Origin of the sequence: Clostridium sp. UBA3061, assembly GCF_002367465.1 — a bacterium.
Lineage (GTDB): Bacteria > Bacillota > Clostridia > Clostridiales > Clostridiaceae > Clostridium_J > Clostridium_J sulfidigenes.
In genome coordinates this window covers 26,249-49,456 of sequence record NZ_DFCF01000017.1, presented here as the reverse complement: position 1 = coordinate 49,456, position 23,208 = coordinate 26,249, and the positions used below count along the sequence as shown (strand labels likewise).

General features: G+C 30.9%; 23 protein-coding genes. 4 read left to right on the top strand and 19 right to left on the bottom strand.

The annotated features are described in order from the left end of the window. Positions 1-55 precede the first annotated feature (55 nt). Entirely contained in the window at positions 56-2,347 is a 2,292-nt protein-coding gene (locus B2P65_RS15670; RefSeq protein WP_346847913.1) for an AAA family ATPase, read from the bottom strand. A gap of 242 nt (positions 2,348-2,589) precedes the next feature. On the opposite strand from B2P65_RS15670, the gene B2P65_RS15665 reads away from it, so the two are divergent. From B2P65_RS15665 to B2P65_RS15655, 3 genes are all read left to right on the top strand, one after another. Further along, a complete protein-coding gene (locus tag B2P65_RS15665; RefSeq protein ID WP_035129279.1) occupies positions 2,590-3,021 on the top strand; it encodes a hypothetical protein in 432 nt (143 codons plus the stop codon). A 151-nt stretch (positions 3,022-3,172) separates the two neighbouring features. Continuing rightward, complete coding sequence (locus B2P65_RS15660) at positions 3,173-3,532, top strand: CidA/LrgA family protein (protein ID WP_346847912.1); 360 nt, start codon at positions 3,173-3,175, stop codon at positions 3,530-3,532. Next, a complete protein-coding gene (locus B2P65_RS15655) occupies positions 3,529-4,221 on the top strand; it encodes an LrgB family protein (RefSeq protein WP_346847911.1) in 693 nt (230 codons plus the stop codon). The genes B2P65_RS15660 and B2P65_RS15655 overlap by 4 nt, the downstream gene beginning before the upstream one ends. Positions 4,222-4,399: 178 nt before the next feature. On the opposite strand, the gene B2P65_RS15650 is transcribed toward B2P65_RS15655, so the two are convergent. Continuing rightward, positions 4,400-6,949 carry a calcium-translocating P-type ATPase, PMCA-type gene (locus B2P65_RS15650; protein WP_346877389.1) on the bottom strand — a complete coding sequence of 850 codons (2,550 nt, stop codon included), beginning with the start codon at positions 6,947-6,949 and terminating at the stop codon, positions 4,400-4,402. Between the two features lie 165 nt (positions 6,950-7,114). On the opposite strand from B2P65_RS15650, the gene B2P65_RS15645 reads away from it, so the two are divergent. Beyond that, the gene (locus B2P65_RS15645; RefSeq protein ID WP_346847909.1) at positions 7,115-8,755 is read left to right on the top strand and encodes a putative manganese-dependent inorganic diphosphatase; all 1,641 of its coding nucleotides are present in this window, start codon (positions 7,115-7,117) and stop codon (positions 8,753-8,755) included. 47 nt (positions 8,756-8,802) lie between these two features. On the opposite strand, the gene B2P65_RS15640 is transcribed toward B2P65_RS15645, so the two are convergent. The 17 genes from B2P65_RS15640 to B2P65_RS15560 form a co-directional block, all read right to left on the bottom strand. Then, positions 8,803-9,570, bottom strand: coding sequence for a hypothetical protein (locus B2P65_RS15640; RefSeq protein ID WP_346847908.1), 768 nt, complete (start codon positions 9,568-9,570; stop codon positions 8,803-8,805). A 137-nt stretch (positions 9,571-9,707) separates the two neighbouring features. Further along, positions 9,708-10,496, bottom strand: coding sequence for a flagellar hook-basal body complex protein (locus tag B2P65_RS15635; protein WP_346847907.1), 789 nt, complete (start codon positions 10,494-10,496; stop codon positions 9,708-9,710). A 36-nt stretch (positions 10,497-10,532) separates the two neighbouring features. Continuing rightward, entirely contained in the window at positions 10,533-11,315 is a 783-nt protein-coding gene (locus B2P65_RS15630; protein WP_346847906.1) for a flagellar hook-basal body complex protein, read from the bottom strand. Positions 11,316-11,510: 195 nt separating this feature from the next. Next, entirely contained in the window at positions 11,511-12,080 is a 570-nt protein-coding gene (locus B2P65_RS15625; RefSeq protein ID WP_346880488.1) for a hypothetical protein, read from the bottom strand. A 15-nt stretch (positions 12,081-12,095) separates the two neighbouring features. Next, positions 12,096-12,830: a FliA/WhiG family RNA polymerase sigma factor gene (locus tag B2P65_RS15620; RefSeq protein WP_346847904.1), complete on the bottom strand. Its 735-nt coding sequence runs from the start codon at positions 12,828-12,830 to the stop codon at positions 12,096-12,098. Positions 12,831-12,842: 12 nt separating this feature from the next. After that, the gene (locus B2P65_RS15615; protein ID WP_346847903.1) at positions 12,843-13,502 is read right to left on the bottom strand and encodes a flagellar brake protein; all 660 of its coding nucleotides are present in this window, start codon (positions 13,500-13,502) and stop codon (positions 12,843-12,845) included. Between the two features lie 9 nt (positions 13,503-13,511). Beyond that, entirely contained in the window at positions 13,512-14,378 is an 867-nt protein-coding gene (locus B2P65_RS15610; RefSeq protein WP_346847902.1) for a MinD/ParA family protein, read from the bottom strand. Next, a complete protein-coding gene (flhF, locus tag B2P65_RS15605) occupies positions 14,372-15,550 on the bottom strand; it encodes a flagellar biosynthesis protein FlhF (RefSeq protein WP_346877385.1) in 1,179 nt (392 codons plus the stop codon). Before flhF ends, B2P65_RS15610 begins: the two co-directional genes overlap by 7 nt. Next, a complete protein-coding gene (gene flhA, locus B2P65_RS15600; RefSeq protein ID WP_346847900.1) occupies positions 15,550-17,613 on the bottom strand; it encodes a flagellar biosynthesis protein FlhA in 2,064 nt (687 codons plus the stop codon). Before flhA ends, flhF begins: the two co-directional genes overlap by 1 nt. Before the next feature lie 19 nt (positions 17,614-17,632). After that, on the bottom strand, positions 17,633-19,468 hold the full coding sequence (locus B2P65_RS15595; RefSeq protein ID WP_346847899.1) for a fused FliR family export protein/FlhB family type III secretion system protein: 1,836 nt from the start codon (positions 19,466-19,468) through the stop codon (positions 17,633-17,635). Between the two features lie 11 nt (positions 19,469-19,479). Then, the gene (locus B2P65_RS15590; protein ID WP_346847898.1) at positions 19,480-19,749 is read right to left on the bottom strand and encodes a flagellar biosynthetic protein FliQ; all 270 of its coding nucleotides are present in this window, start codon (positions 19,747-19,749) and stop codon (positions 19,480-19,482) included. Positions 19,750-19,763: 14 nt separating this feature from the next. Further along, positions 19,764-20,585, bottom strand: a complete 822-nt coding sequence (fliP, locus tag B2P65_RS15585) for a flagellar type III secretion system pore protein FliP (RefSeq protein ID WP_346877383.1) — start codon at positions 20,583-20,585, stop codon at positions 19,764-19,766. Between the two features lie 32 nt (positions 20,586-20,617). After that, on the bottom strand, positions 20,618-20,959 hold the full coding sequence (locus B2P65_RS15580) for a flagellar biosynthetic protein FliO (RefSeq protein ID WP_346877382.1): 342 nt from the start codon (positions 20,957-20,959) through the stop codon (positions 20,618-20,620). A gap of 7 nt (positions 20,960-20,966) precedes the next feature. Further along, complete coding sequence (locus B2P65_RS15575) at positions 20,967-21,464, bottom strand: flagellar basal body-associated FliL family protein (RefSeq protein ID WP_346847895.1); 498 nt, start codon at positions 21,462-21,464, stop codon at positions 20,967-20,969. Further along, positions 21,448-22,182, bottom strand: a complete 735-nt coding sequence (locus B2P65_RS15570) for an OmpA family protein (RefSeq protein WP_346847894.1) — start codon at positions 22,180-22,182, stop codon at positions 21,448-21,450. Before B2P65_RS15570 ends, B2P65_RS15575 begins: the two co-directional genes overlap by 17 nt. A gap of 10 nt (positions 22,183-22,192) precedes the next feature. Continuing rightward, complete coding sequence (locus tag B2P65_RS15565; protein WP_346847893.1) at positions 22,193-22,984, bottom strand: motility protein A; 792 nt, start codon at positions 22,982-22,984, stop codon at positions 22,193-22,195. Further along, positions 22,971-23,186, bottom strand: coding sequence for a flagellar FlbD family protein (locus B2P65_RS15560; protein ID WP_346847892.1), 216 nt, complete (start codon positions 23,184-23,186; stop codon positions 22,971-22,973). The genes B2P65_RS15565 and B2P65_RS15560 overlap by 14 nt, the downstream gene beginning before the upstream one ends. Positions 23,187-23,208: the final 22 nt, after the last annotated feature.

The window sequence follows — 23,208 nt, the reverse complement described above, 5'->3', positions numbered from 1 at the left end:
TAACTATTTGTTCTATTCATGGGGGTTTCAAGGAATTTGCACCATTCCTTTACCATCATTTCTTCTCATATTCTATACACTGCTTACTTATTAATTCCATTATATTATCCATAGTAATTTCTTCAGCATCAAATATTAACTCCATGGCATCTTCCACAGTTTCTATAGTATATATTTTAAATTCACCTTCAAAAATTGCTCTCTCAACTTCTCTTGAAAGTACTAAATCATCTTTATTAGATAGAGGAATAACAACTCCCTTTCCTTCCGTATCATCCATGATTTTACACACTTCGAAGAATCCTTCAATTTTTTCATTTACACCACCTATAGGCTGTACTTGACCAAATTGATTTATGGATCCAGTAATTGAAATATTTTGTTTGATAGGAATCTTGCAAAGAGCAGATATTATAGCTAATGCTTCAGCTACTGATGCACTATCACCATCTATAACTCCATATAACTGCTCAAAGCTAAGATTGAAATCTACTGGTAGAGTTTTATATCCTCCATTGATATTATTAATATATCCTTTTAAAATATTAATTCCCTTAGTATGAATTTTACCACTTAGGTTGGATTCCCTTTGAGCATCAATGATTTTTCCTTCTCCCTTAAAACATGTACAGGTTATTTTAACAGGTTTACCAAAACTTGTATATCCCGTATCAATGACAGAAAGCCCGTTAATTTGCCCCACCTTGCTTCCCGAAACATCTATTAACAATCTTTTTTCATCATATAACTCTAGATATTCTCTTTCTATAGGTTCTTTCCTATAAGCAATGTTCTCTATATTATCTCCATCAATAAACTCCCTTGCCTCTTCTGCTGCTTTATAATTAGCTTGTATTATAAGGTTTGATAATTCATCATGGTCAAAATGTATCTTATTTTTATTTTCTGCCTTTCTAGATAAAAATTTTGCAATTTCTCTTATGCCACTAGATGTTATAGGTTTAATATTATTTTCCTTAGACAATCTATTTATTTCTTTTATTAATACAGTTTTAACCTTATTCTCAGCCTTCAATACTCCTCTATAATCAGCCCTCGTCTTAAATATTGTTCTGAATTCTTTATCATAGTTATACAATGCGTCATAAATATCATAATCCCCAATTATTATTACTTTAGTATTAATTGGCATAGGTACTGGTTTTAAACTACTTAAAGTAAATAGTTCTATATATCCTCTGTTGTAATCCAAGTCTACTTTTTCTGATATTATAGCTCTTTTCAAATAATAATAAGACTGAGAATTACTAAGTAGACTACTGGCTCTAAGAATTAGGCATCCCCCATTAGCTCTTAAATAACTACCTGCTCTTATGGATTTTACAGTAGATACATATATATTATTATGATTTTCATAATCTATAGATCCAAAAAGGTTAGATACACTAGGATCTTCTTCAAAGATTACTGGTGGATATTCAATATCTGAATTATCAACAATTACATTTACATCATATTTATATATAATGTCTCTTATAGCTTCTTCATCATCCTCGTAGCTTATAGAATAGTTTTCCTCAAGTTCACCCTTAATCTCAGTAATTAAGTAATGAATATAAGCCTTAGCCTCACTATCATCATTAAATTCTTCTTCTATTATTACATTTAACTCTTCCATTTCTTCTTTAAAAAAGTTATCCATTATCTCTCTAATTCTATTTATTTCATCATTTTTCATATTTCTTAACTTTTCTAATATGTCATTAGCATTTATCTTTAACTCATCCACTTTATTTAATATTTCAAATTTTTCTTCTTCCTTAAGATTATCGAATTCATCCTCTGTCATTTCTTTTCCATCAACTAGGGGTATAAATGTAAATCCATCCCCACTAGTTTTTATATCAAAACCATATTCTTTAGAAAGTTTAATTAAATCTCCAACTATTTTGCTACGCCTATCTTTAATAGTACTAATAAGGTGCTCTTTTTCTTTATTATCTATACCATTATAAAATTTAAATATACTTTCTGCATAAAATTCTTGAATTTTGTCTACTACCTTTTTAAGCTTATTTCCATATCCATTGTTAACAAACAAAGGAACAGGTTCCTTTACATTTCCTTTTATAACATAACATATATCCTTTGGTGGCTTTCCATCCGTCAATATATGTTTTACATAGCTAATAATATGTTTTACTCTATCCTTGCAAAATTCATCAACTAAGTAAATATTATATCCTTCCCCATTTAAAAGAAGTGAGGTTTTTATTTTATTATATGCATCCTTATATTGTGGCAATATAAATTCGCCTTCTATTTCTCTATCTTCAACAATTTCAAAATCGTACAAAACTTCACTGGGTTTTAAAACTCTTTTCATACTGTCCTCCCAAATAAAATCATTTAGTATATTAATATTCTTATAAAAGGACTTTTGGAACAAAAACATAAAAATTCATATTATAATTTTAAAAAATTCATGATATATTTTTAAAAATTAAACATAAACTTGTTATAACAACTTAATTATTATATAATAATGATATTGTGTAATATTATACACTTGAATACAGTCAGATATTATACGTAGTTATTTATTCTTCATGTAAAGGAGTTATTCATATGGGATTCAAAGACAAATTATCACAAAGTTATTCTAATGCTTTTATAAATAGATATGGTGATAGAATAACACAAGTTCAAGGAAGGGCTTTATCTGTTAAAACAGAGGAGAAATCTTTTCTTGGAATTTTAAATACTATTATTGTTACTATTGTAGTGAAACAAGACAGTGCTAGAACTATAGCAACTTGTGTTTATAAGAAAAAGAGATGGTTTAAAAAGCCAGAATTCATTCCTGTATCTCAAGGCCATTCTTTATTAATCCAAGGTTTAAAACCTGATTATTCTAAAAAGAAAAAGAAGAAAAAGAAAGTTAAGGACTACATAAGCATAATGAACGTTATGAACCTTACTAATAAGAGAGACTTAGTTCCTGTTGAAGGTGGTCAAAAGAAGATACAGAGAGTAAGACAAGATAGAAGATTTAAATAAGTAATGAAGCTCCCTTGGCTGGGGCGTAATTGGAAAACTTAACTTTTTTAGTTAGCACAGGATACTATTTGTATCCTGTGTTTTTTGACATACCTATAAAAAAGATGTACAATTCTAAATTGGTAGTACCAATTTAGAAAGGGATGTTTATATGAAGTATTTTCGTCAATTTGGAATTATTTTGGCAGTAACTTTTATTGGAGAAATATTAAAATATATTATTCCATTACCTATTCCTGCTAGTATATATGGTTTAATTCTCATGCTTATAATTTTAAAAACAAAAATAATTTCCCTTGAACAAGTGAAGGAAACTGGAACTTTTTTAATAGAAATTATGCCTCTTATGTTTATACCAGCAGCAGTTGGTTTATTAGTTTCTTGGGATGTACTAAAGAATATTTGGATTCCTGTTATTATAATAACTATTTTAACCACAGTTATTGTAATGATAGTGACAGGTAAGGTTACCCAGTTTATGATTAAGCTAGAGAGGATGAATAGAAATTGAAGGATTTATTATGTAATTCAGCATTTTTCGGAGTAGTGGTCAGTATTCTAGGCTATGAAATAGGGTTGTTTTTAAAAAAGAAATTTAATAATGGGATCTTTAATCCCTTACTTATTTCAATTCTTTTTGTAATGGCAGCTTTAGTTATTTTTAAAGTAGATTTTGAAAGTTACAATAATGGAGCAAAATATTTAAGCTATTTACTAACTCCTGCTACAGTATGTCTAGCAATCCCTCTATATGAGCAACTGGATTTATTAAAAAACAATTTTAAAGCTATTATAATAGGAATTTTTTCAGGAGTAGCAGCCAGTCTTATAAGTGTATTTTTATTCGCCTTGCTTTTTCAGTTTACCCATGAACAGTATGTAACCTTGCTTCCAAAGTCCATTACCACAGCTATAGGAATGGGAATTTCAGAAGAGCTAAATGGAATTGTTACAATTACAGTAGCTGTCATTATTGTAACTGGTATTATTGGTAATATCCTTGCTGAAGTTATTTGTAAGGTATTTCATATCCATGAACCAATTGCTAAAGGAATTGCCATAGGAACCTCTTCCCATGCCATAGGAACTTCAAAGGCAATGGAAATTGGAGAAATAGAAGGTGCTATGAGTGGTCTTGCAATAGCAGTGGCAGGTTTATTCACAGTAATTGGTGCCTCCATATTTGCTAATCTTTTGTAATTGTTGGGCTCTGCTTAAAATTACAGCAATATATTTGTACAAGCTATAAGCATATAAATAGCCAAGGCATCTACAGTGATATGCTTCCCTTATGGTAGACAGTTTAAATAATAAAATTGTCTATTATAAGGATGAGAATATCAGAAAGTACCATGGCTATTTTTCACTTAAAATATTCTTAAGTTCTGTTTCCTACAAAAGTAGCAATGCTATTAATAAAGGATATTATTCCTGAGAAAAATACAATGATTGCCCACTGTCCAATACCTATAGACATGGTATGGAATATACCTTGTAACATAGGAACATATATTACTAATAAAAGTGCTGTCACTGAAATAATAACAGAACCCAATAAATACATATTGGTAAATGGATTGATTTCAAAGAGAGAATACTTTTCACTTCTACATTCAAATACGTGAATTAACTGTGAGCAAATTAAAGTTCCAAGGGCTAAAGTTCTACATACTCCTAATCCATATCCATAATACTTACCCGCTAAGAATGCAAGAACTGTACAAACACCAATTAATGCACCTCTAATTAATATCTTTTCTTTTAATCCCCTTGCAAAAACACTTTCGCCTTTTTTTCTTGGCTTTTCATACATTATATTTTTATTTGGTGGGTCTACTCCAAGAGCTATAGCTGGAAGTCCATCAGTAACTAAATTTACAAATAAAATTTGAATTGGAAGCAGTGGTACTTCTAAATAAAACAATGAAGCTAAGAACATAGTCAATACTTCACCTAAGTTACAGGATAATAGATATCTTATAAATTTTCTAATATTATCATATATAACTCTACCTTCTTCTACTGCAGTTACAATAGTAGCAAAGTTGTCATCTAACAATATCATAGATGCCGCTTCCTTAGTTACATCTGTTCCTGAAATTCCCATAGCTATTCCAATGTCAGCTTCTTTAATAGCAGGGGCATCATTAACTCCATCCCCAGTCATAGCTACAATATTACCTCTACTTTTAAAAGCTTTTACTATTCTTAATTTATGTTTAGGGCTAACCCTTGCAAATATTCTATAATCGTCTATGGATTTTTCAAGTTCTTTATCATTTATTCTATCAAGTTCAGCTCCTGTAATTACTTCCTTGCTTTCATTACATATATTTAGATCTTTCCCTATGGCAAAGGCTGTATTTTTGTGGTCACCTGTAATCATAACCGGTCTTATTCCTGCAACTCTGCACTTTAAAACTGCATCCTTTACTTCTTTTCTTGGTGGGTCTATAATTCCAGCCACCCCTACAAAAATTAAACCATTTTCCACCTTGTCTCCCTTAATTAAGTTATTATCTTTATATGCACCTGCAATGCATCTAAGCGCTCTAAAGGACATATCATCAATAAGCTTTTCTACACTTCTTCTATAAGGTATAGTTAATGGCTCTACCCTTCCATTTACTAATATATGTGAACATCTATCAAGTACTCGCTCTGGAGCTCCTTTAACATAACATACATCCTTCTTAGTAGTTACGTCCTTCACAATTACTGTCATCATTTTTCTTGTAGAATCAAATGGGATATCAAAAATCCTCTCTACTTTACTATTAAATCTTTCTATTTCAGAAACCTTTTTAAAGAAGCCTTTTATTAAAGCAGTCTCTGTTGGGTCTCCCATTAAAGCCTTTTCCATGGAATTAGAAGAATAATTATAGTTACAATCATTACAATATACAAATATCTTTTTTAAAATATCATGGTCAAAACTTTTATCTTCATCAATATCATGAATTTTTCCATTATGAAGAAGTGCTGTTACCGTCATTCTATTTTCTGTTAAAGTTCCTGTTTTATCACTACATATTACAGAGGTACATCCTAGGGTTTCCACTGCTGGTAACTTTCTTACTAGGGCATTTCTCTTAAGCATTCTTGATACCCCTAAAGCAAGGGCAACAGTTACTATAGCTGATAACCCTTCTGGAATAGCAGCAACGGCTAAACTAACCCCAGATAAAAACATGTCATAGACATTTTCACCTCTATAAATACCTAAAAAGGTTACTACTGCACATATAGTTAAGCAAAGAACTACAAGTACTTTTCCAAGGGAATTTAATCTTTCCTTTAGTGGGGATGGTTCATCTTCTATAGAGTGAAGCATATGAGCTATTCTCCCCATTTCTGTATTCATTCCAGTTCCATATACCTTTGCTTTTCCCCTACCTGTCAATACGATAGTTCCCATATATATATTATTATCACTGTCCTCTGGATTCTTGTGCACTCCTACGGATTCACCAGTTAGAAGAGATTCATCCATCATAAGATTATTTCCTTCAACTAAAATACTATCAGCAGGTATCCTATCCCCACTTTCTAATATAACCAAATCTCCTGGTACTAAATATATGGAATTAATAACTTCAATTTTTCCATCCCTTATTACCTTAGCAGTAGGTGATGATAATTTTTTTAACTGTTCTAAGGATTTTTCAGTTTTATATTCTTGTACAAAACCTAAAATTCCATTCATTACTATAATTATTAGAATAGTTATAGCGTCTGCTTTATCCCCCATAAAACCCGATATAACGGTTGCCACCATTAGTATCCAAATAATCAAATCATTAAATTGTGACAAGAATATTTTTATAGGTGACACTTTTTTCTTACTCTGTAACTCATTTAGTCCGTATTCTTTCAGCCTATCTTCTATTTCATTGGTAGATAGCCCTCTATATTCTTTAGCACTCACATTTTTTCCCCCTTACAATTTTTTTATTTATAGTTAGAAATAATCTATCATTAAAATATATGTACCATCCTACCAGTATATGAAAACTTTAACTTTACATAAGGTAAATAAACCTTTAAAATACTAATTATAAATAAGAATAGATATTATAAAGGAAGGTTATTCATGGTAAATAAAGTATACATAACAGGTCATAGAAATCCTGACTCTGATTCTATTTGTGCAGCCATTGCTTATTCAGAGTTTAAAAATAAAACCCAACGAATCAATGCAATTCCAATTAGACTAGGGGAAATTAGTAGAGAAACTCAGTTTATCCTAGATTACTTTGGAGTTCAGCCACCACAGCTTGTTCAAACTGTAAAACCTCAAATTATAGATTTAAAAATAGATACAGTAGCTCCTATTGCTTCAGACATATCCTTAAAAATGGCTTGGTCTATAATGAAGCAAAAAAACATTAAAACTCTCCCAGTTATATATCCTAATGAAAAATTAGCTGGAATTGTATCTGTATCAAATCTGGCAGCTAGTTATCTAGACATTTGGGATAATTACGTTTTAGCTAAAAGTAAAACAAGTCTAAGTAACATTTTAGAAACTCTATCCGCTAAAATTGTTTACTTATCAGATGAAAACTTAGAACTTAAGGGGAAAGTTGTAGTTTCTATGATGGAACCAAATGATAGAAATTTAATAGAAGCGGGAGATATTTGCATCTGTGGAGACCGTGAGTTAGTTCAAGAATTTGTATTAGATTGTAATGCTAGATTAATGATAATCACTAATAATACAAATCCCTCTGAAAAAATTATTGACCTAGCTAAAGAAAAAGGATGCACTATAATCACTACTCCTTATGACTCTTTTACTGCTGCTAGACTAATACCTCAAAGTATTCCTATAGAATACGTAATGACTAAAAATAATTTAATTACCTTCTCTACTAGTGACTTCATTGAGGAGATTAAAGATATTATGCTAGAAACTAGATATAGAAGTTATCCAGTTTTAGATGAAGATGGTTCCGTGGTTGGAAGCATTTCTAGATATCATTTAATAACCCAACAAAGAAAGAAAGTAATTTTAGTGGATCATAACGAAAAGACTCAGTCTGTAGACGGTCTTGAAGATGCAGACATTTTAGAAATTATCGACCACCATAGAATAGGAGATATTCAAACAGGTCAACCAATATACTTTAGAAATGAGCCTGTAGGAAGTACTTCTACCATTGTTGCTAATATTTTCTTTGAAAATGGAATTAGACCATCTAAGAAAGTAGCTGGATTATTATGTGGAGCTATTATTTCCGATACTCTACTATTAAAATCTCCAACAGCAACTATTGTAGACGAAATCATACTAAAGAGATTAGCTGAAATAGCAAGTATAGATATAGAAAAATTTGCTCAAGAGATGTTTAAAGCTGGAACTTCATTAGAAGGAAAAAGCTCAAAGGAACTTTTATACCAAGATTTCAAAATCTTTAATATGGGTAATTTTAAAGTAGGTGTTGGACAAATAACAACTACTTATATGGATGGATTTACTCCACTAATTAATGATTTAAAAACTGTAATGAATGAAAAAGCAAGTCAAGGAAAGTTTGACCTAATTATTCTTATGGTTACTGACATATTTAAAAGTTCTTCTTTATTCATTGTGTGTGGCGAACACAAAGAAGTATTCTCAAGAGCCTTTAACATTAAGTTAAACAATGGAACAGCATATATTGACCAGGTAGTTTCTAGAAAGAAACAAGTTATTCCACCTCTTACAGAGGTTATAAACCAAATTAAGTAATTCTTTAGCTCCAAAGGAGGCTGTCCCTAAAGACAGCCTCCTTTTGTTTACTGTACCACTAATTTTAGAATTGATCCCTTATTAATAATATAAATCCAAAATATAACAAAGAAAATAAAACACACTCCATATATCACAGTTAAAAAATCCTTAACACATAAATCATCAATCTTTCCTTGATACACCCCATAACTTTTTAGATAATGTACCCCCTTATCTTCTATGTAGTAAAAATTAACTGATTCAATATATGCAGCAAAAATATAAATGTTTAAAAGTGGATTAGTAAATAGATTTTTTAAAAAATCCCCCTTGAAATTAATTTTAAAGGTTTTATTTCTAATAATATAGACAATATATAAGAACATTCCACCTATTAGAGTTGGAATAATATTTAACACATTTAATATACCATTAATAAACTTTAGACTCTCATCGTCACTGATATAATATATTAATGTATATATTACTCCTCCTCCATTACCTATGATTAGAATATAAATTAAGGGTGCTAAAAAACCACAAATCAATGATTTGCTAATTAAGGATAAAGTATTGTAAAACTCCTTTTTTTCAGTGGATTTTTTAATTACTGTTTTTCTTTCACTATTGCTTATCTCAATAACGAAGAAAGCTACAATAGCATTAACAATCTCCCTATTAGATATAAGACTTATAATTATCCCTATGGTAGGTATAAGTATAAAGTATACCCATCGTAAAACTACTTTGCTTCTTATTTTAGCACTAAATTTCTCATTGACTTTTATTGCTAATCTATGTCTATCAAACTTCCAAAATAATATACTTAGCAAACATCCAAATAAATATCCTACCCCATAATATCACCCCTTCTATTTAAAATTTATCCTTTGTTAATGTTATATTATATGTTTGAAAATATAAAAAAAGAATGAAAAACTATGTCTTTCATTCTTTTCTATTTCCATTACTATCTTAAGTTATTTATCATTCCCCACATATCATCTGCAGTTTTTAATGCAGAGGAGCTTAATTGAAAAGCTCTTTGGGCTACAATCATGTCAGTCATCTCAGTAGACATATCTACATTAGATCTTTCCGTAAACCCTTGATAAATATCTCTATCCGTAGTCTCCAATACAGTAGCTCCTTCTATTGGAACAAATAAGCTTTGTCCTGCAGAAATAAAATCTGTATCACCTATGGTCTTATAAGTTTTAATATCTCCAACTTTTATAGAGTTTCCATCATTATCTAAGGATAAAGCCCCATTTGCATCTATAGAAAACTTATCTTTAGCAAAGTTAATTGGACCCCCTGGCACATTTATCTCATTACCATTAGCATCAGTTATAGATAATCTATATCCATTATTATCTACTAAAATTCCTGAAGCATCCACTTTGAAGTTTCCATTTCTAGTATAGGCTGCACTTCCATCTTGTTTATATACTTTAAAGAATCCTTCTCCATCTATAGCTAAATCTGTAGATATCTTTGTATTAGTTAAGCTTCCTTGAGTTTTTATTCTAACTTCATTAGTAGATTTAACCCCTGTACCAACATAAAGTTCAGTATTTGCATTCTTAGACCATGGTACTCCTAGTCTCTCTAATGAACTGGTATAAAGGTCTTGGAATGTAGATGTTACTTTTTTATATCCAATAGTACCGGAATTTGCTATATTATTTGATACTAAGTCTAATTTATTCTGTTGTGCTTCCATTGCACTTCTATTGGTGTAAAACATACCGTACATAAACTCACTCCTCAAATTTTTCTTTCTCTATTAATTCTATCTAGCTTTACCTATTTCATTTACAGCCTTGTCCAAGGTAGAATCTAAAACCTTTAAAATAGTTGCATTACTTTCAAAGTTTCTCATAACAGTCATCATGTTACTAGTTTCTTGAACTACGCTAACATTAGATCCTTCAAGGGATTTATTAACTACATAAGGATTATTAACAAAGGTAGGATTAACTCCTTCATAAAGATTATATGTAAATTCATTTAGATTTTCATATTTACCTTGGTTATCCTTTGGAAAATTAACTACAGCTAATCTGCCAGCGTCTCGTCCATCTACAGATATATTCCCAATATTGTCTGCAGAAATACTTCCTTCACCTATATATATAGGTGCTAATCCATTCCCACTCCTACTAAGTACCCTATCTCCATTAGAGGTCACTAAATATCCTGAAGTGTCTACAGCAAAATGACCATCTCTTGTATAATAATTTGTAGCTCCATTAGCGGTTTGTCTTTGAACTACAAAAAATCCTTCTCCCTGAAGGGCAAAATCAGTTGTTACTCCTGTATCCTTTATAGTTCCTTGTGAGAAATTAGTGGTTCGATCATTTATTTCTACTCCATTACTCATAGCTCCAATGGTTACTCTTTCATTGTTTTTTCCATCTTTATTAGAAATATATACCTCATCAAAACTCTTCATGGACAAAATCTGTGATTTATATCCTGTAGTGTTTATATTTGCTATATTATTCATAATAGCACTTTGATTTTTTTCACTGGTAATTATTCCTGAAGCTACTGTATACAATCCTCTAATCATTGTTTGCACCCGCCTTTATATCAATTTTAATCTGGTCTGGATAGGTCATTCCTAATTTTTTTGCTCTTATTTCAATTTCACCATCGCTGAGTTTATAATCTATTTTTGCAGGGATACTAAAAAATATTCCTAGTATTATGCCAATGCCTATACCAAATAAAATTTTTCTATCACTTAAAACTTTAATAAATTTTTTTATTTTAAATATAATTCCTTTATTAATAAGACCTCACCCTTTCCTATATTCAGCCGTTGTGCTATGCCTTCTTCACTTAAGCCTTCAGCTAATAAGGCTTTTACCTCTTCTACTTTTAAGCTATTACCCTTTATATCTTTTTTAGGATTACTATCTTCTTTTTCTTTTTTAGGATTACCGTCTTTTTCTTCTTCTTTTAAATCGTCCATTAATTCATCCATATTTTCTCCTTGAAGAAGAATATCATCATCTAAGGAATCAATCTTATCTACCAAGGTATTTATGTACTCATCATTACTAATATTTTTATCTGAATCATCCCTTTTTTCTAATAATTCATTTTTAATAAATACAGTATGATTTACTTTTTTTAAGTCATTTATTTCTCTTTGTAATTCTGTAATTGTTTTAGCAAACTCACTTCTTATTTCAACAAGTCTCATGTCTACTTCATCTATATTAGATTCTGCATCTATCATAGCTTTACTAAAGTTATTTTCTTCTCTCATTATAGCCCTTATATTTGTAGCAATTAAAGCCACTCCAATAATAATTAATAAAATATACATATTCTCACCTATCTTCTATGACTTAATATCATATTGGAGTTTCTCAATTTCTTTTCTTAAATTTAAAATAGCTCTACTATGAAGTTGACAAACTCTTGATTCTGATACTTCTAACACTGCTCCTACTTGTTTTAAAGTAAGTTTTTCAAAGTAGTATAGATTTAGTATAAGTCTATCTCTTTCCTTTAGATTATCCAGGCCTCTCCTCAAGTACTCTAGCATTTCTTTTTCTTCCAAAGACTTTTGTGGAGAAGGACTTTTAGTATCCTCTATGGAATTGATTAAAGACATTTCCTCATCATCACCAAATAAAATAGTTTCTAAGGACATCATTGAAATATAGTTTACATAACCTTGTATATCTGTAAGCTCCTTTAAACTTATTTCCATTCTTTCAGCTACTTCAATATCTTTTGGTTCTCTGTAAAGTTTATTTTGTAATTCTTCCACTACCTTATTGTATCTATTAAGCTTATCGATGGCTCTTTTAGATATAGGACTATTTTTTCGTATTTCATCTATAATACTTCCATTTATTCTTATGGCAGCATAGGTGGAAAATTTCATACCCTTAGTGTCATCAAACTTATTTATAGCATCCATAAGCCCAATCATTCCATAACTTATTAAGTCTTCATATTCAACATATTTATTTTTTCCTACGATAATCTTGGAAGCAATATACTTTACAAGAGGTATATTTTTTTTAATTATTTCTTCTCTAACATCTACATCACAAGCTACAGACACATCATTTCCCTCCTACTTTGTTTTCATTAACTTTCTCATATTCTTAAAAATAAACTGTATTATATTTTCCCTTACCTTATCATCAATAAATTGAAATTTTACTCCATATACATATTCATTTTTATTTTGTGTTTCATCTCTAACGATTTTACCTAAGGCTAATATATCTTCGTTATTAATCTTAGTATTCAACATAACTAGTTGCCCTAAATTAAGACTTTCCTTTACCTTTATTCTAATACCTCCACCACTTAAATCTAAAGTTTGTCCTTCCCTATAATCGCAGTTTTCAATATCCCTGAGGACACTTTCATTATACTTATCTATTGGTGAATATTTCATAGCATTTATAAATGGCAATCTTACATAGTCTCTTCTTTGTACCTTATGCAATTCACTTTCTCTTTCCAATGTAATCAAGGCTATTTTATCAAATTTTCTCCCTTTCACCTTAGCTTGAAAATTATATATATTACCTTTTCCATCATTATAATTACACTTAACTGTGTCTCCAGTACTTAAGGGATAGCTTATGCCATTTAGTATAGGTGTAGCTATAGCTATATATATACCATCTTCATCAATATCCTGAATTTTTGATTTTGCTAATTCTCGATTTTTTGTATAAATCTCTATTTTATTATTGATTTCCATCATATTATTAGCTTTCATACTCTCCTCCTATGAAAAAATATTAAGCATTTTTTTAAATATACCCTGGATGCTATTGCCCTTATTATAAGATATACCTTCTAACCCCTTTGCAATAGACTCAATGTTTTCACTTACTTCACTTTTAGGGAAAGACAATACCACAGGTCTTTGCATCCTTACAGCTTGCACTAATTTTTTATCTTCAGCGATGTTTCCTAAATGCACTAGATTAGCTCCTAGAAATCTATTTGCTGAACTATTAAGTCTATTAAATGTATCATTTCCTTCTTCCTTGCTTAAAACCTTATTAACAATAATCTTTGCTCTATTTTTCACATTATGATTACATATGGTTTTTAATAAGCTATATGCATCCGTTAATGCTGTTGGTTCCGGGGTAGTCACAATAAAAACTTCATGACTACACTCTATAAAGGCCATAACTGTTCTATTTATGCCTGCTCCTGTATCAATTAATATATAGTCAAAATCTTTTATTTCTCCTAACTTATTAATTAAAACTTCTCTTTGCGACCTATTTAAGTCATCTAATCTAGAAAGTCCTGTACCTCCACATAAAATTTTTATACCTAAAGGTCCATTTATTACTACCTCATTAACAGATTTATTATTTAATATTATATCAAAAATGGTATATCTAGGTATAGTCCCTATTAAAACATCTACATTGCCCATACCTAAATCTGCATCTAGTACTAAGACCTTTTTCCCTAGTTTTTTAAGAGAAATTGCTAAATTAATTACCATGTTACTCTTACCTACCCCTCCCTTACCGGAAGTTATGGTAAAGATTTTAGTATTATTATTGCCTTCTTCCATAGTATCTTGCTTTTCAAATACCATTTGTCTTAATCTTGAAGCCTGGTCTAACATATACTATTTTCCCCTAACACCAATTTTATTATCTCATCCTCCAATGGTACCTTTATATCATCTGGTACATTCTGGCCTACAGTGATAAATTTAATAGGAACTTGAGTCCTTCTACATATATTTAGTATGGAACCATAAGTTGAAGTCTCATCTAGCTTAGTTAGTATTAGTCCCTTGTAATTTATATTAGAAAATCCATTAGCTATGATGTCCATGTCACCACTCTTAGTAGTAGCACTGACTACTAAATAAGCATTATCCACCTTAGCCCTATCTAGAAAAGCCTTCAATTCTAATACTTGCATAGTATTTTTACTACTCCTTCCAGTAGTATCTAATAAGATCACATCACAGTCTTTCATTGAGTTTATAGCTTCTTCCATCTCAGCTAATGAAAATACCACTTTAAAATCAATATTCATAATATCTGCATAGGTTTTTAACTGTTCTACTGCTCCTATTCTATAGGTGTCTACAGTAATTAAACCTACCTTTTTCTTTTTTACAAGAGCTAGCTCCCCTGCTAGCTTTGCTATAGTTGTAGTTTTTCCTACTCCTGTAGGACCAACTAAAGCTATGGTTCCATTTATTTCACTAGAATCTATTTTTATAATAGCGCCAAGTTCCTCTTTAATTCCATTCATGATTTCATCAACGGAAGACACTTGTTTATTTATTTTTATAGTTTCTATTAATTCTTCAATTATATCTTTAGATATATCTACTTCTCTAAGTCTTTCCTTGGCTTCTTTAAAATAAATTTCACTATTATTAGTCTTTTCTTGTTGCAACTCACTTTCTTCTTTGTTTTTGTTATCTAATTCTTCTAATTTAATTTCTTCATTTATAGAATTATTGCTTTGAGTAGAAAAATAGGAATTTATAAGACTCTTCATTGTTTCAACTTCTTGTCTTAGCTCCACTTCATCATTTTCCACTATATCTACTGGTAAAATACTCTTACTGTTTATTTCTTTATCATCCCAACTTAAATCATTAGATTTAGATTCAACAGCTGCGGTTATCTCCACTACTTTAGGAGAAAACAACCCTTTAATACCAGGCTTTCTTATAGCTCTCTGACTTATAATTACAGCATCTTTTCCTAACTCCTTACCTATCTTACTTAATGCTTCCTTCATGGTAGAAGCTACATATTTCTTTATAATCATTAGATAGATACAACTCCTTCGGTCCTTATCTCTACATCATTAGGTATTTCATTTAAAGATAACACTACAATGCTTGGAAATACCATTTCTATAAGCTTTCTAAAAGCTGGTCTAATTCTTGGAGAAACTAGAATTATAGGTATATTAGTTGGAAAGTGTGTACTTTCTAACATTCCCTTAATACTATTAAATATTTCTGTTGTAATATCTGGATTTATTGCTGGGAAAGAACCCTGCATAGATTTTTGAATATTACTTCCTATTAGTTTTTCTATATCTGGAGATATGGTTACTGCAGTAATTCTATGTTCATCATCCACTAGATCATTGCAAATAGTTCTACTTAATGAAAATCTTACATATTCCGTTAACATTTCAATATCCTTAGTATTTCGCGAATTATCAGCAAGACATTCTAATATAGTTACCATGTCTTTTATAGATACCTTCTCTTTTAAAAGTCCTTGTAACACCTTTTGAATTTCTCCTATGGTCATAAGGTCCGGTACAAGTTCCTCTACCACAGTAGGATACTTTTCCTTTACAGAATCTAAAATAACTTTAGTTTCTTGACGTCCAAGAAGTTCATAAGAATGAGCTTTAATAGTTTCTGTAAGATGAGTAACCATAACTGTAGTTGGATCTACCACAGTAAGTCCCTTTATCTCTGCATCTTCTCTTTGATCCTTATTTATCCAAAGAGCTTCTATTCCAAAGGTAGGTTCTATGGTCTTTATTCCTTGAATATTTATATCTTCTCCAGAAGGATTCATACATAGAAACATGCTTGGCATTATGTCCGCTCTAGCTATCACTGTTCCTCTTATCTTTATTACATATTCATTATTTCTAATTTGCAGATTGTCTCTAATTCTAATAGGTTGAACCACAATTCCCATCTCTATAGCACATTGTCTTCTCACTGATGAGATTCTCTGCAATAAATCTCCTCCTGAGGATTCATCAGCCATAGGAATAAGTCCATAGCCTATTTCTACCTCTAATGGCTCAACAGAAATTAAATTCATCACATTTTCTGGCTCTCTACTCTCACTCTCTACAATTTCCTTTTCTTCTATTTCTATCTTCTGCTTAGCTTGTTGCTTTTCATCCTTATACATTAGATAAGCACTTGTTCCTGATGCTGCAGATAGAGCAAAGAATACTAGTGTAGGCATCCCTGGAATTATTCCAAGGATAAAAAGTACTAGAGATGCAATTGCTATAACTACTGGGAATGCTGTCAATTGTGATGATACCTGTGCTCCAAAGTTATCATCGCTTCCTGAACGAGTAACTAAGATACCCGAAGCTGTAGAAATTAACAGTGCAGGTAATTGACTTACAAGTCCATCTCCTATGGTGAGTTGTGTAAACTTAGCAGCAGACTCGCCTATGCTCATATCCATCATTACTGCCCCTATAACAATACCACCTAAAATATTTATTATAGTAATTATAATACCTGCTATGGCATCACCTTTAACAAATTTAGATGCACCATCCATAGCTCCATAAAAATCTGCTTCCCTTTGAAGGTCAAGTCTCTTTTTCCTAGCATCTTCTTCTGTAATCATTCCTGCATTTAAATCTGCATCTATACTCATTTGCTTTCCTGGCATTGCATCTAAGGTGAATCTTGCTGAAACCTCAGATACTCTTCCAGCACCACTAGTTATAACTAAAAACTGTATAATAACAATAATTAAAAATATTATTATTCCTACGAAATAGTTTCCACCAATTACGAACTCTCCAAAAGCTTGCACTATCTTTCCTGCATCTGCTTGTCCTAGAATAAGTCTAGTAGATGATACATTTAGTGCTAACCTAAATAGGGTAGTTACAAGTAATAATGTTGGGAATACTGATAGTTGCAATACATTTGTAGTAAACATTGTAAGTAACATTATAACTATAGATATTGAAATATTAATGGCAAAGAAAATATCAAGTATTCCTGGGGGTAATGGTATAATTATCATTAGTACAATAAGAATTACCCCAAATGCTACTATTATATCTAAGTTATTCTTAATACTAAATCCCTTATCTTTAAGCATAATTATCATCCTTTTTACATTATTTCTTCATTTTATAAACTAATACTAATATTTCTGCCACTGCCTTATACATATCAAAGGGAATTTCCTTATCTAAATCCACTTCTTTGAACATGAGTCTAGCTAATGGTTTATTTTCTATAATTGGTACATTATTTTCAATAGCCTTTTCCTTAATCTTTAACGCCACATACTCACTGCCCTTTGCCACAACTATCGGTGCTTTTCCACTATTTTCTTCATATTTCAAAGCCACCGCAATGTGAGTTGGGTTTGTAATTACAACAGTAGCATCTGGTACTGATTGCATCATTCTTCTCATAGCCATTTCTCTTTGCTTTTGTTTTCTTTTTCCCTTAACTATAGGGTCTCCTTCTTGTTGTTTATATTCTTCCTTTATCTCTTGTTTAGTCATTTTTAAATCCTTATTATGTTGGAATTTCTGATATAAAAAATCTATGCATCCTATTATTAATAAGGCTATCCCAACTTTAACAAAAACATTAATTATTAAACTAGCCAATTCTGTAAGTATTGTTCCTGTTTTAAGATTTCCAAAGTTCAAAAGACTATAGTAATTATCTATAACAAACTTATATCCTATATATCCTACAATAGAAACAATACCTAAATTTTTTACTAAATCCACTAAGGATCTTATAGAAAACATTCTTTTAAATCCACTTATAGGATTTAGTTTGCTAAACTTAGGTTTTAATGGATCTCCAGTATATATAAAACCAGTTTGAATTATTGATCCAATTACGCCTATAACCATAATAGGAACTGCCACTGGTATAAATATTTTAAATATATCTATGAATACCTTTATTAAAAGTCCTACTAAACTCTCTTGGCTTAATTGAAAATTTAAGTAACTCCCTAGATACTTTGTCATACTGGAGCTTAATACCTTTAGCACAAAGCTACTTAAGATAGCTATAACTAAAGTAGCTGCTAAAAGAGTTAAGGCAGAAGATAATTCCTTACTTTTAGCTACTTGACCTTTTTTCTTAGCATCTTGAAGCTTTTTAGGAGTAGGTTTTTCCGTTTTATCTCCACTATCATTAGATGCGGAAATTAATATAAAGGGCATCATAGTGAATATTTCCGAGAATATATGCTTAATAGCACCAAAATTTGAAGCTATAATTTTCATAATTAAAGGAATAGAAATTACAAAGGTTGCAAGTCCAACAAAAATCTTGATTGGCATTCCTAGTATCATAGCATTAAGCTGAGGCATAACTCTTGATACCAAGCCCAATACAATTTCCGTCATAAGTATTATAAGCATTATTGGCACTGCAATCTTAATCCCAATAGTAAAAAATTCAAATACAACTTGAATAATATATCCCAAAATTTCTTTATTAAAGGTTACAGTCCCTACAGGAACTGAAGTAAAACTATCTATAAGACACTGCACTAAAATAAGATGTCCATCAACTAACATAAATACAGCAAGACAAATCCAGTACATCAACCTTCCCATTACTGATATGTTTTCACCTGCAACTGGGTCAAATAGACTCATCATAGAAAAGCCCATGGAAAAATCCATAATTTGTCCTGCCATTTGTACAACACTAAACAGTAAATTTACTATATATCCTAGACATATTCCTATAATTACTTCTTTACCTATAAGCACTATTAAAACAAACATATTACTTATTTCTGGTAATGCTTCAGTACTGATTATGGGAGATAAAATCATGGATATAATAAGTCCTACACCAATCTTTGCTATATTTGGTGTTCCTGTTGGGAAAAAGGTTGGCACTGTAAAAATCAAGGATGTTATCCTCATAAACACCATTAAAAAAGCTATAAACATTAAAATATCTACCAACGTTATCCCACCTAAGCTCCTATATTAGAAATTATTGAAAAAATTCTTTGAGTAAAACCTATCACTGTGTTTCCTATAAATGTGGCAGTAATTATTCCCACTATTGCCACAGCTATTATTTTAGGTACAAAGGTTAAAGTTTGTTCTTGTATCTGAGTTGTGGCTTGAAATATACTTATCAAAAGACCTACTACCGTAGCTGTAAGTAGTATTGGTCCAGCTGCCATTAAAGCTGTCTTCACCATATCCTGTAATATTGCAACCACCATAGTCTGTGTCATATTACATCACCTCTCTAAAATCCTAGTATTAAGGATTGACTTAACAAATTCCATCCATCTACTAATACAAATAAAAGTAATTTAAATGGCAGAGAAATCATAGCTGGCGGTAACATAAACATACCCATAGACATAAGAACACTAGCTGTTACAATGTCCACCAATATAAATGGTATAAATAACAAAAATCCTATTTCAAAGGCTGTTCTTAACTCACTTATAACAAAGGCTGGTACAATTGTATAAAGTGGAACATCATCATAATTATAAGTTTCCTTACCATCTGCATCCTTTTCTACTTTAATAGCGTCCTCTACCTTTCCAGCTTCAAGAAACAACTTTAAATCTTTTACTCTAGTTTGCTTTAACATAAATTCCCTCATGGGCTTTATCCCTTTATCTATAGCAACATCCATTGTTATTTCTTCCTTCATATAAGGCTGAACTGCCTTTTCATTAATTTCTGAAAAGGTAGGTGCCATTACAAAAAAAGTTAAAAATAAGGACAACCCAACAATTATTTGTTTTGGCAGTGATGTAGCTCCTATAGCACTCTTAAAGAAAGAAAGTACTGTTACAATTCTTATAAATCCTGTGGTCATTATAAGGATTGATGGAAGTATTGTAAGTACTGTTAGTACTAATAATAATTTTATATTGTCCACATATTCAGTAGGAGTTTTTGCATCCCCATCACCAAAGGATATATTTATATCTGGAATTGGCATGGTATCTCCAGTAGCATAAGCTACTTTACTACTAATTGAAATAACACAAAACACCAGTAGTATTAGCGTTATGGGTTTTATAAACTTTTTTAGATCAAATTTTTTCATATGTATTATCCCTTTATTCCTAAAATAATATTTTACTTTCTCCATTTAAGATACTTGTCTTTAAAAATTTGTTTTAACTCACTACTATTCTTTAATTTAATCATTTCAATTTCTTTGTAATCTTCCCCTGCAACTTCTTCTACAATTTCTATTTTTCCTTGAGCTGAAGTTACTAAATAATATTTATCTCTTATCTTTACAATGAGCAGAGAGTTATCCTTACTAATGGTTAGTCTCTCTACTACTCTCATTGTAGATTTTCTGTTTATGTGACTATATTTCTCAACAGTCTTCCCTAGCCAAAGAATTAATCCTATAACTAATGGGAAAAATATTACAAGTTTTAATAAGGTTAAAATCAATTGACTATCCATAGGTCACCTATTGAACAATTATATCTGTGAAGTAAATATTGGTTATCTTACCACTATTTAAAAGTTCATTTGCCTTTACGACTATCTCTTCTTTTAATAAAGCATCTCCCTCTGTTTTAAAATCCGTAGATTTCTTAGCTCTTAATACCTTATTTATACAGTCTCTTATTTGTGGAATCTTTGCTGTAAGTTCTTCTTGCAAATCCTTATTCTCTAAATTCGAACCTAAGGAAATTTTCACCTTTACAAATTTAGACTTTCCCTCATCACTTAAATTTACTAAGAACTCGTCTAAATTTAAGGTAGCTTCCTTTTCTACTACATTACTTTCACTAGTGCCATTATTATTTTTACCTACATTCTTTGTTGCAATGGTATATCCAACAAATACAGCTCCACTTATAAGTGCAAATATTACTATAGCGGTTACTATAATTAGAACCAATTTAGAACTTCCGCCCTTTTCTTTTTCTAACTCATTGCCATTACTATTTTTCTTGCTCATTTCCTTGCTCCTTTACATTAGTTACAACTATAATATTAACTCTTCTATTTTTAGCTCGACCTTCATCCGTATCGTTTTTTGCTATAGGTCTATACTCTCCACATCCCTGAGCTGAAAATCTTTGAGGATTTAAAATCTTTTTACTACCAAGAAAATAATCCAGTACGCTTAATGCTCTAGCAGAAGATAGGTGCCAGTTATTTGGCATAGCTGGTGTGTTAATTGGTACATTATCTGTATGACCTTCAATTATAATCTTGTTATCTACCTTTCCAATTAAGTCACTAACCTTATCTAATACGTTTTTACTATCTGACCTTAGTTCTGCCTTTCCAGTATCAAAAAGCACCGAATCCTTCATCTGGATATTAAGACCTTTTTCATCTTCATATATTTGAACATCATTCTCTAAATCATTTTCCTTAATGTAAGTTAATACGTCCTCTAAAATTTCCAAGTCTTCATTTTCTTGAATATCCTCCACTGTAAGCTGTGGCTTTCCAACTATAGGTACATCACCACTACTTGAGTTAAATTCAAGTATGGACCTATCAGCCTTACCACTAAAAGCACTTTGCATGGCTACAGCTATCTGCTGAAATTTTTGTGAGTCTATAGTTGATAGTGAATAAAGTAAAACAAAGAAGGTTAATAGCAAAGTAACAGTATCTGCATAAGTAGCTAACCACCCATCAGTTTTTATGTCTTTCTTGGCCATAATTATTCACCTACTCTCCTTGATTAACACTACTTAAATACTTTACTCTATCCTCTGGTGATAAATATACTATCATTTTATCTTCAATTACCCTTGGGTTTACTCCTGATTGTATAGAAAGTACTCCTTCAATCATCATTTCCATTTGGTTTACTTCCTTAGATGTTTTATAATTCAGCTTTCCTGCTATAGGAAGTACAACTAAGTTAGCAAGCATTGATCCATAAAAAGTTGTAATAAGAGCCTTACCCATACCTGATGCTAAGTTGTCTGCATCTGATAGGTTAGCAAGCATTTGAATAAGTCCAATCAATGTTCCAATCATACCCATGGCTGGAGCATATGCTCCCCAAGTTGTGAACATAGATGCTGCATCTTCATGTCTTTTTTCTAATTCTTTAATTTCTAAAGTCATAACTTCTCTAATAGATTCAGGTTCAATACCGTCAACTATCATATTTAAGCCTTTTTTAACAAACTCGTTACTAATCTCTTGTATATCTTCTTCTAAAGAAAGTAGTCCATCTCTTCTAGCTTTTTTAGATAAATTAACAAATAGTGCAATATTATCTACCTTAGATGTTCCATCTTCTTTGAAAGCTTGTGCTGCAACCTTGATAAATCTTTTTATTTCATTCATTGGATAAGACATTAAAAGTGCACCGAAGGACCCTCCTACTGTTATAGCTAAGGATGGTACATCAAAGAATAGCTTTAACGATCCTCCATTTAGCATTCCATAAAATACAAGAACAATTGCAATCACAAAACCTATAGCTGTTAACATATCATTCTTCTTCATTGCTTTCCTCCAACCGTACATTTGCCCAGTATTTTCGTCTAAACTCTATAACCTTATCAACTATTTCTTTAGAACTTTCTTTAACTAAATACTTTTTTCCATTGACTAAGGTAATTACTGTCTCTGGGATTTCTTCAATTTTTTCAATGTGATTACTATTAAGAATAAATTTGTTTCCATTTAAGGGATTAACCTCTATCATATTCTCCTATACCTCCTATGAT

Bases quoted from the DNA above. Each gene is read 5' to 3' on its own strand.
- flhA (WP_346847900.1), bottom strand. From the start codon at position 17,613: ATGCTTAAAGATAAGGGATTTAGTATTAAGAATAACTTAGATATAATA.
- B2P65_RS15625 (WP_346880488.1), bottom strand. From the start codon at position 12,080: ATGTATATTTTATTAATTATTATTGGAGTGGCTTTAATTGCTACAAAT.
- B2P65_RS15660 (WP_346847912.1), top strand. From the start codon at position 3,173: ATGAAGTATTTTCGTCAATTTGGAATTATTTTGGCAGTAACTTTTATT.
- fliP (WP_346877383.1), bottom strand. From the start codon at position 20,585: ATGAAAAAATTTGATCTAAAAAAGTTTATAAAACCCATAACGCTAATA.
- B2P65_RS15575 (WP_346847895.1), bottom strand. From the start codon at position 21,464: ATGAGCAAGAAAAATAGTAATGGCAATGAGTTAGAAAAAGAAAAGGGC.
- B2P65_RS15565 (WP_346847893.1), bottom strand. From the start codon at position 22,984: ATGAAGAAGAATGATATGTTAACAGCTATAGGTTTTGTGATTGCAATT.
- B2P65_RS15615 (WP_346847903.1), bottom strand. From the start codon at position 13,502: ATGAAAGCTAATAATATGATGGAAATCAATAATAAAATAGAGATTTAT.
- B2P65_RS15590 (WP_346847898.1), bottom strand. From the start codon at position 19,749: ATGACACAGACTATGGTGGTTGCAATATTACAGGATATGGTGAAGACA.
- flhF (WP_346877385.1), bottom strand. From the start codon at position 15,550: ATGATTATAAAGAAATATGTAGCTTCTACCATGAAGGAAGCATTAAGT.
- B2P65_RS15630 (WP_346847906.1), bottom strand. From the start codon at position 11,315: ATGATTAGAGGATTGTATACAGTAGCTTCAGGAATAATTACCAGTGAA.
- B2P65_RS15670 (WP_346847913.1), bottom strand. From the start codon at position 2,347: ATGAAAAGAGTTTTAAAACCCAGTGAAGTTTTGTACGATTTTGAAATT.
- B2P65_RS15560 (WP_346847892.1), bottom strand. From the start codon at position 23,186: ATGATAGAGGTTAATCCCTTAAATGGAAACAAATTTATTCTTAATAGT.
- B2P65_RS15570 (WP_346847894.1), bottom strand. From the start codon at position 22,182: ATGGCCAAGAAAGACATAAAAACTGATGGGTGGTTAGCTACTTATGCA.
- B2P65_RS15665 (WP_035129279.1), top strand. From the start codon at position 2,590: ATGGGATTCAAAGACAAATTATCACAAAGTTATTCTAATGCTTTTATA.
- B2P65_RS15645 (WP_346847909.1), top strand. From the start codon at position 7,115: ATGGTAAATAAAGTATACATAACAGGTCATAGAAATCCTGACTCTGAT.
- B2P65_RS15580 (WP_346877382.1), bottom strand. From the start codon at position 20,959: ATGGATAGTCAATTGATTTTAACCTTATTAAAACTTGTAATATTTTTC.
- B2P65_RS15610 (WP_346847902.1), bottom strand. From the start codon at position 14,378: ATGTTAGACCAGGCTTCAAGATTAAGACAAATGGTATTTGAAAAGCAA.
- B2P65_RS15635 (WP_346847907.1), bottom strand. From the start codon at position 10,496: ATGTACGGTATGTTTTACACCAATAGAAGTGCAATGGAAGCACAACAG.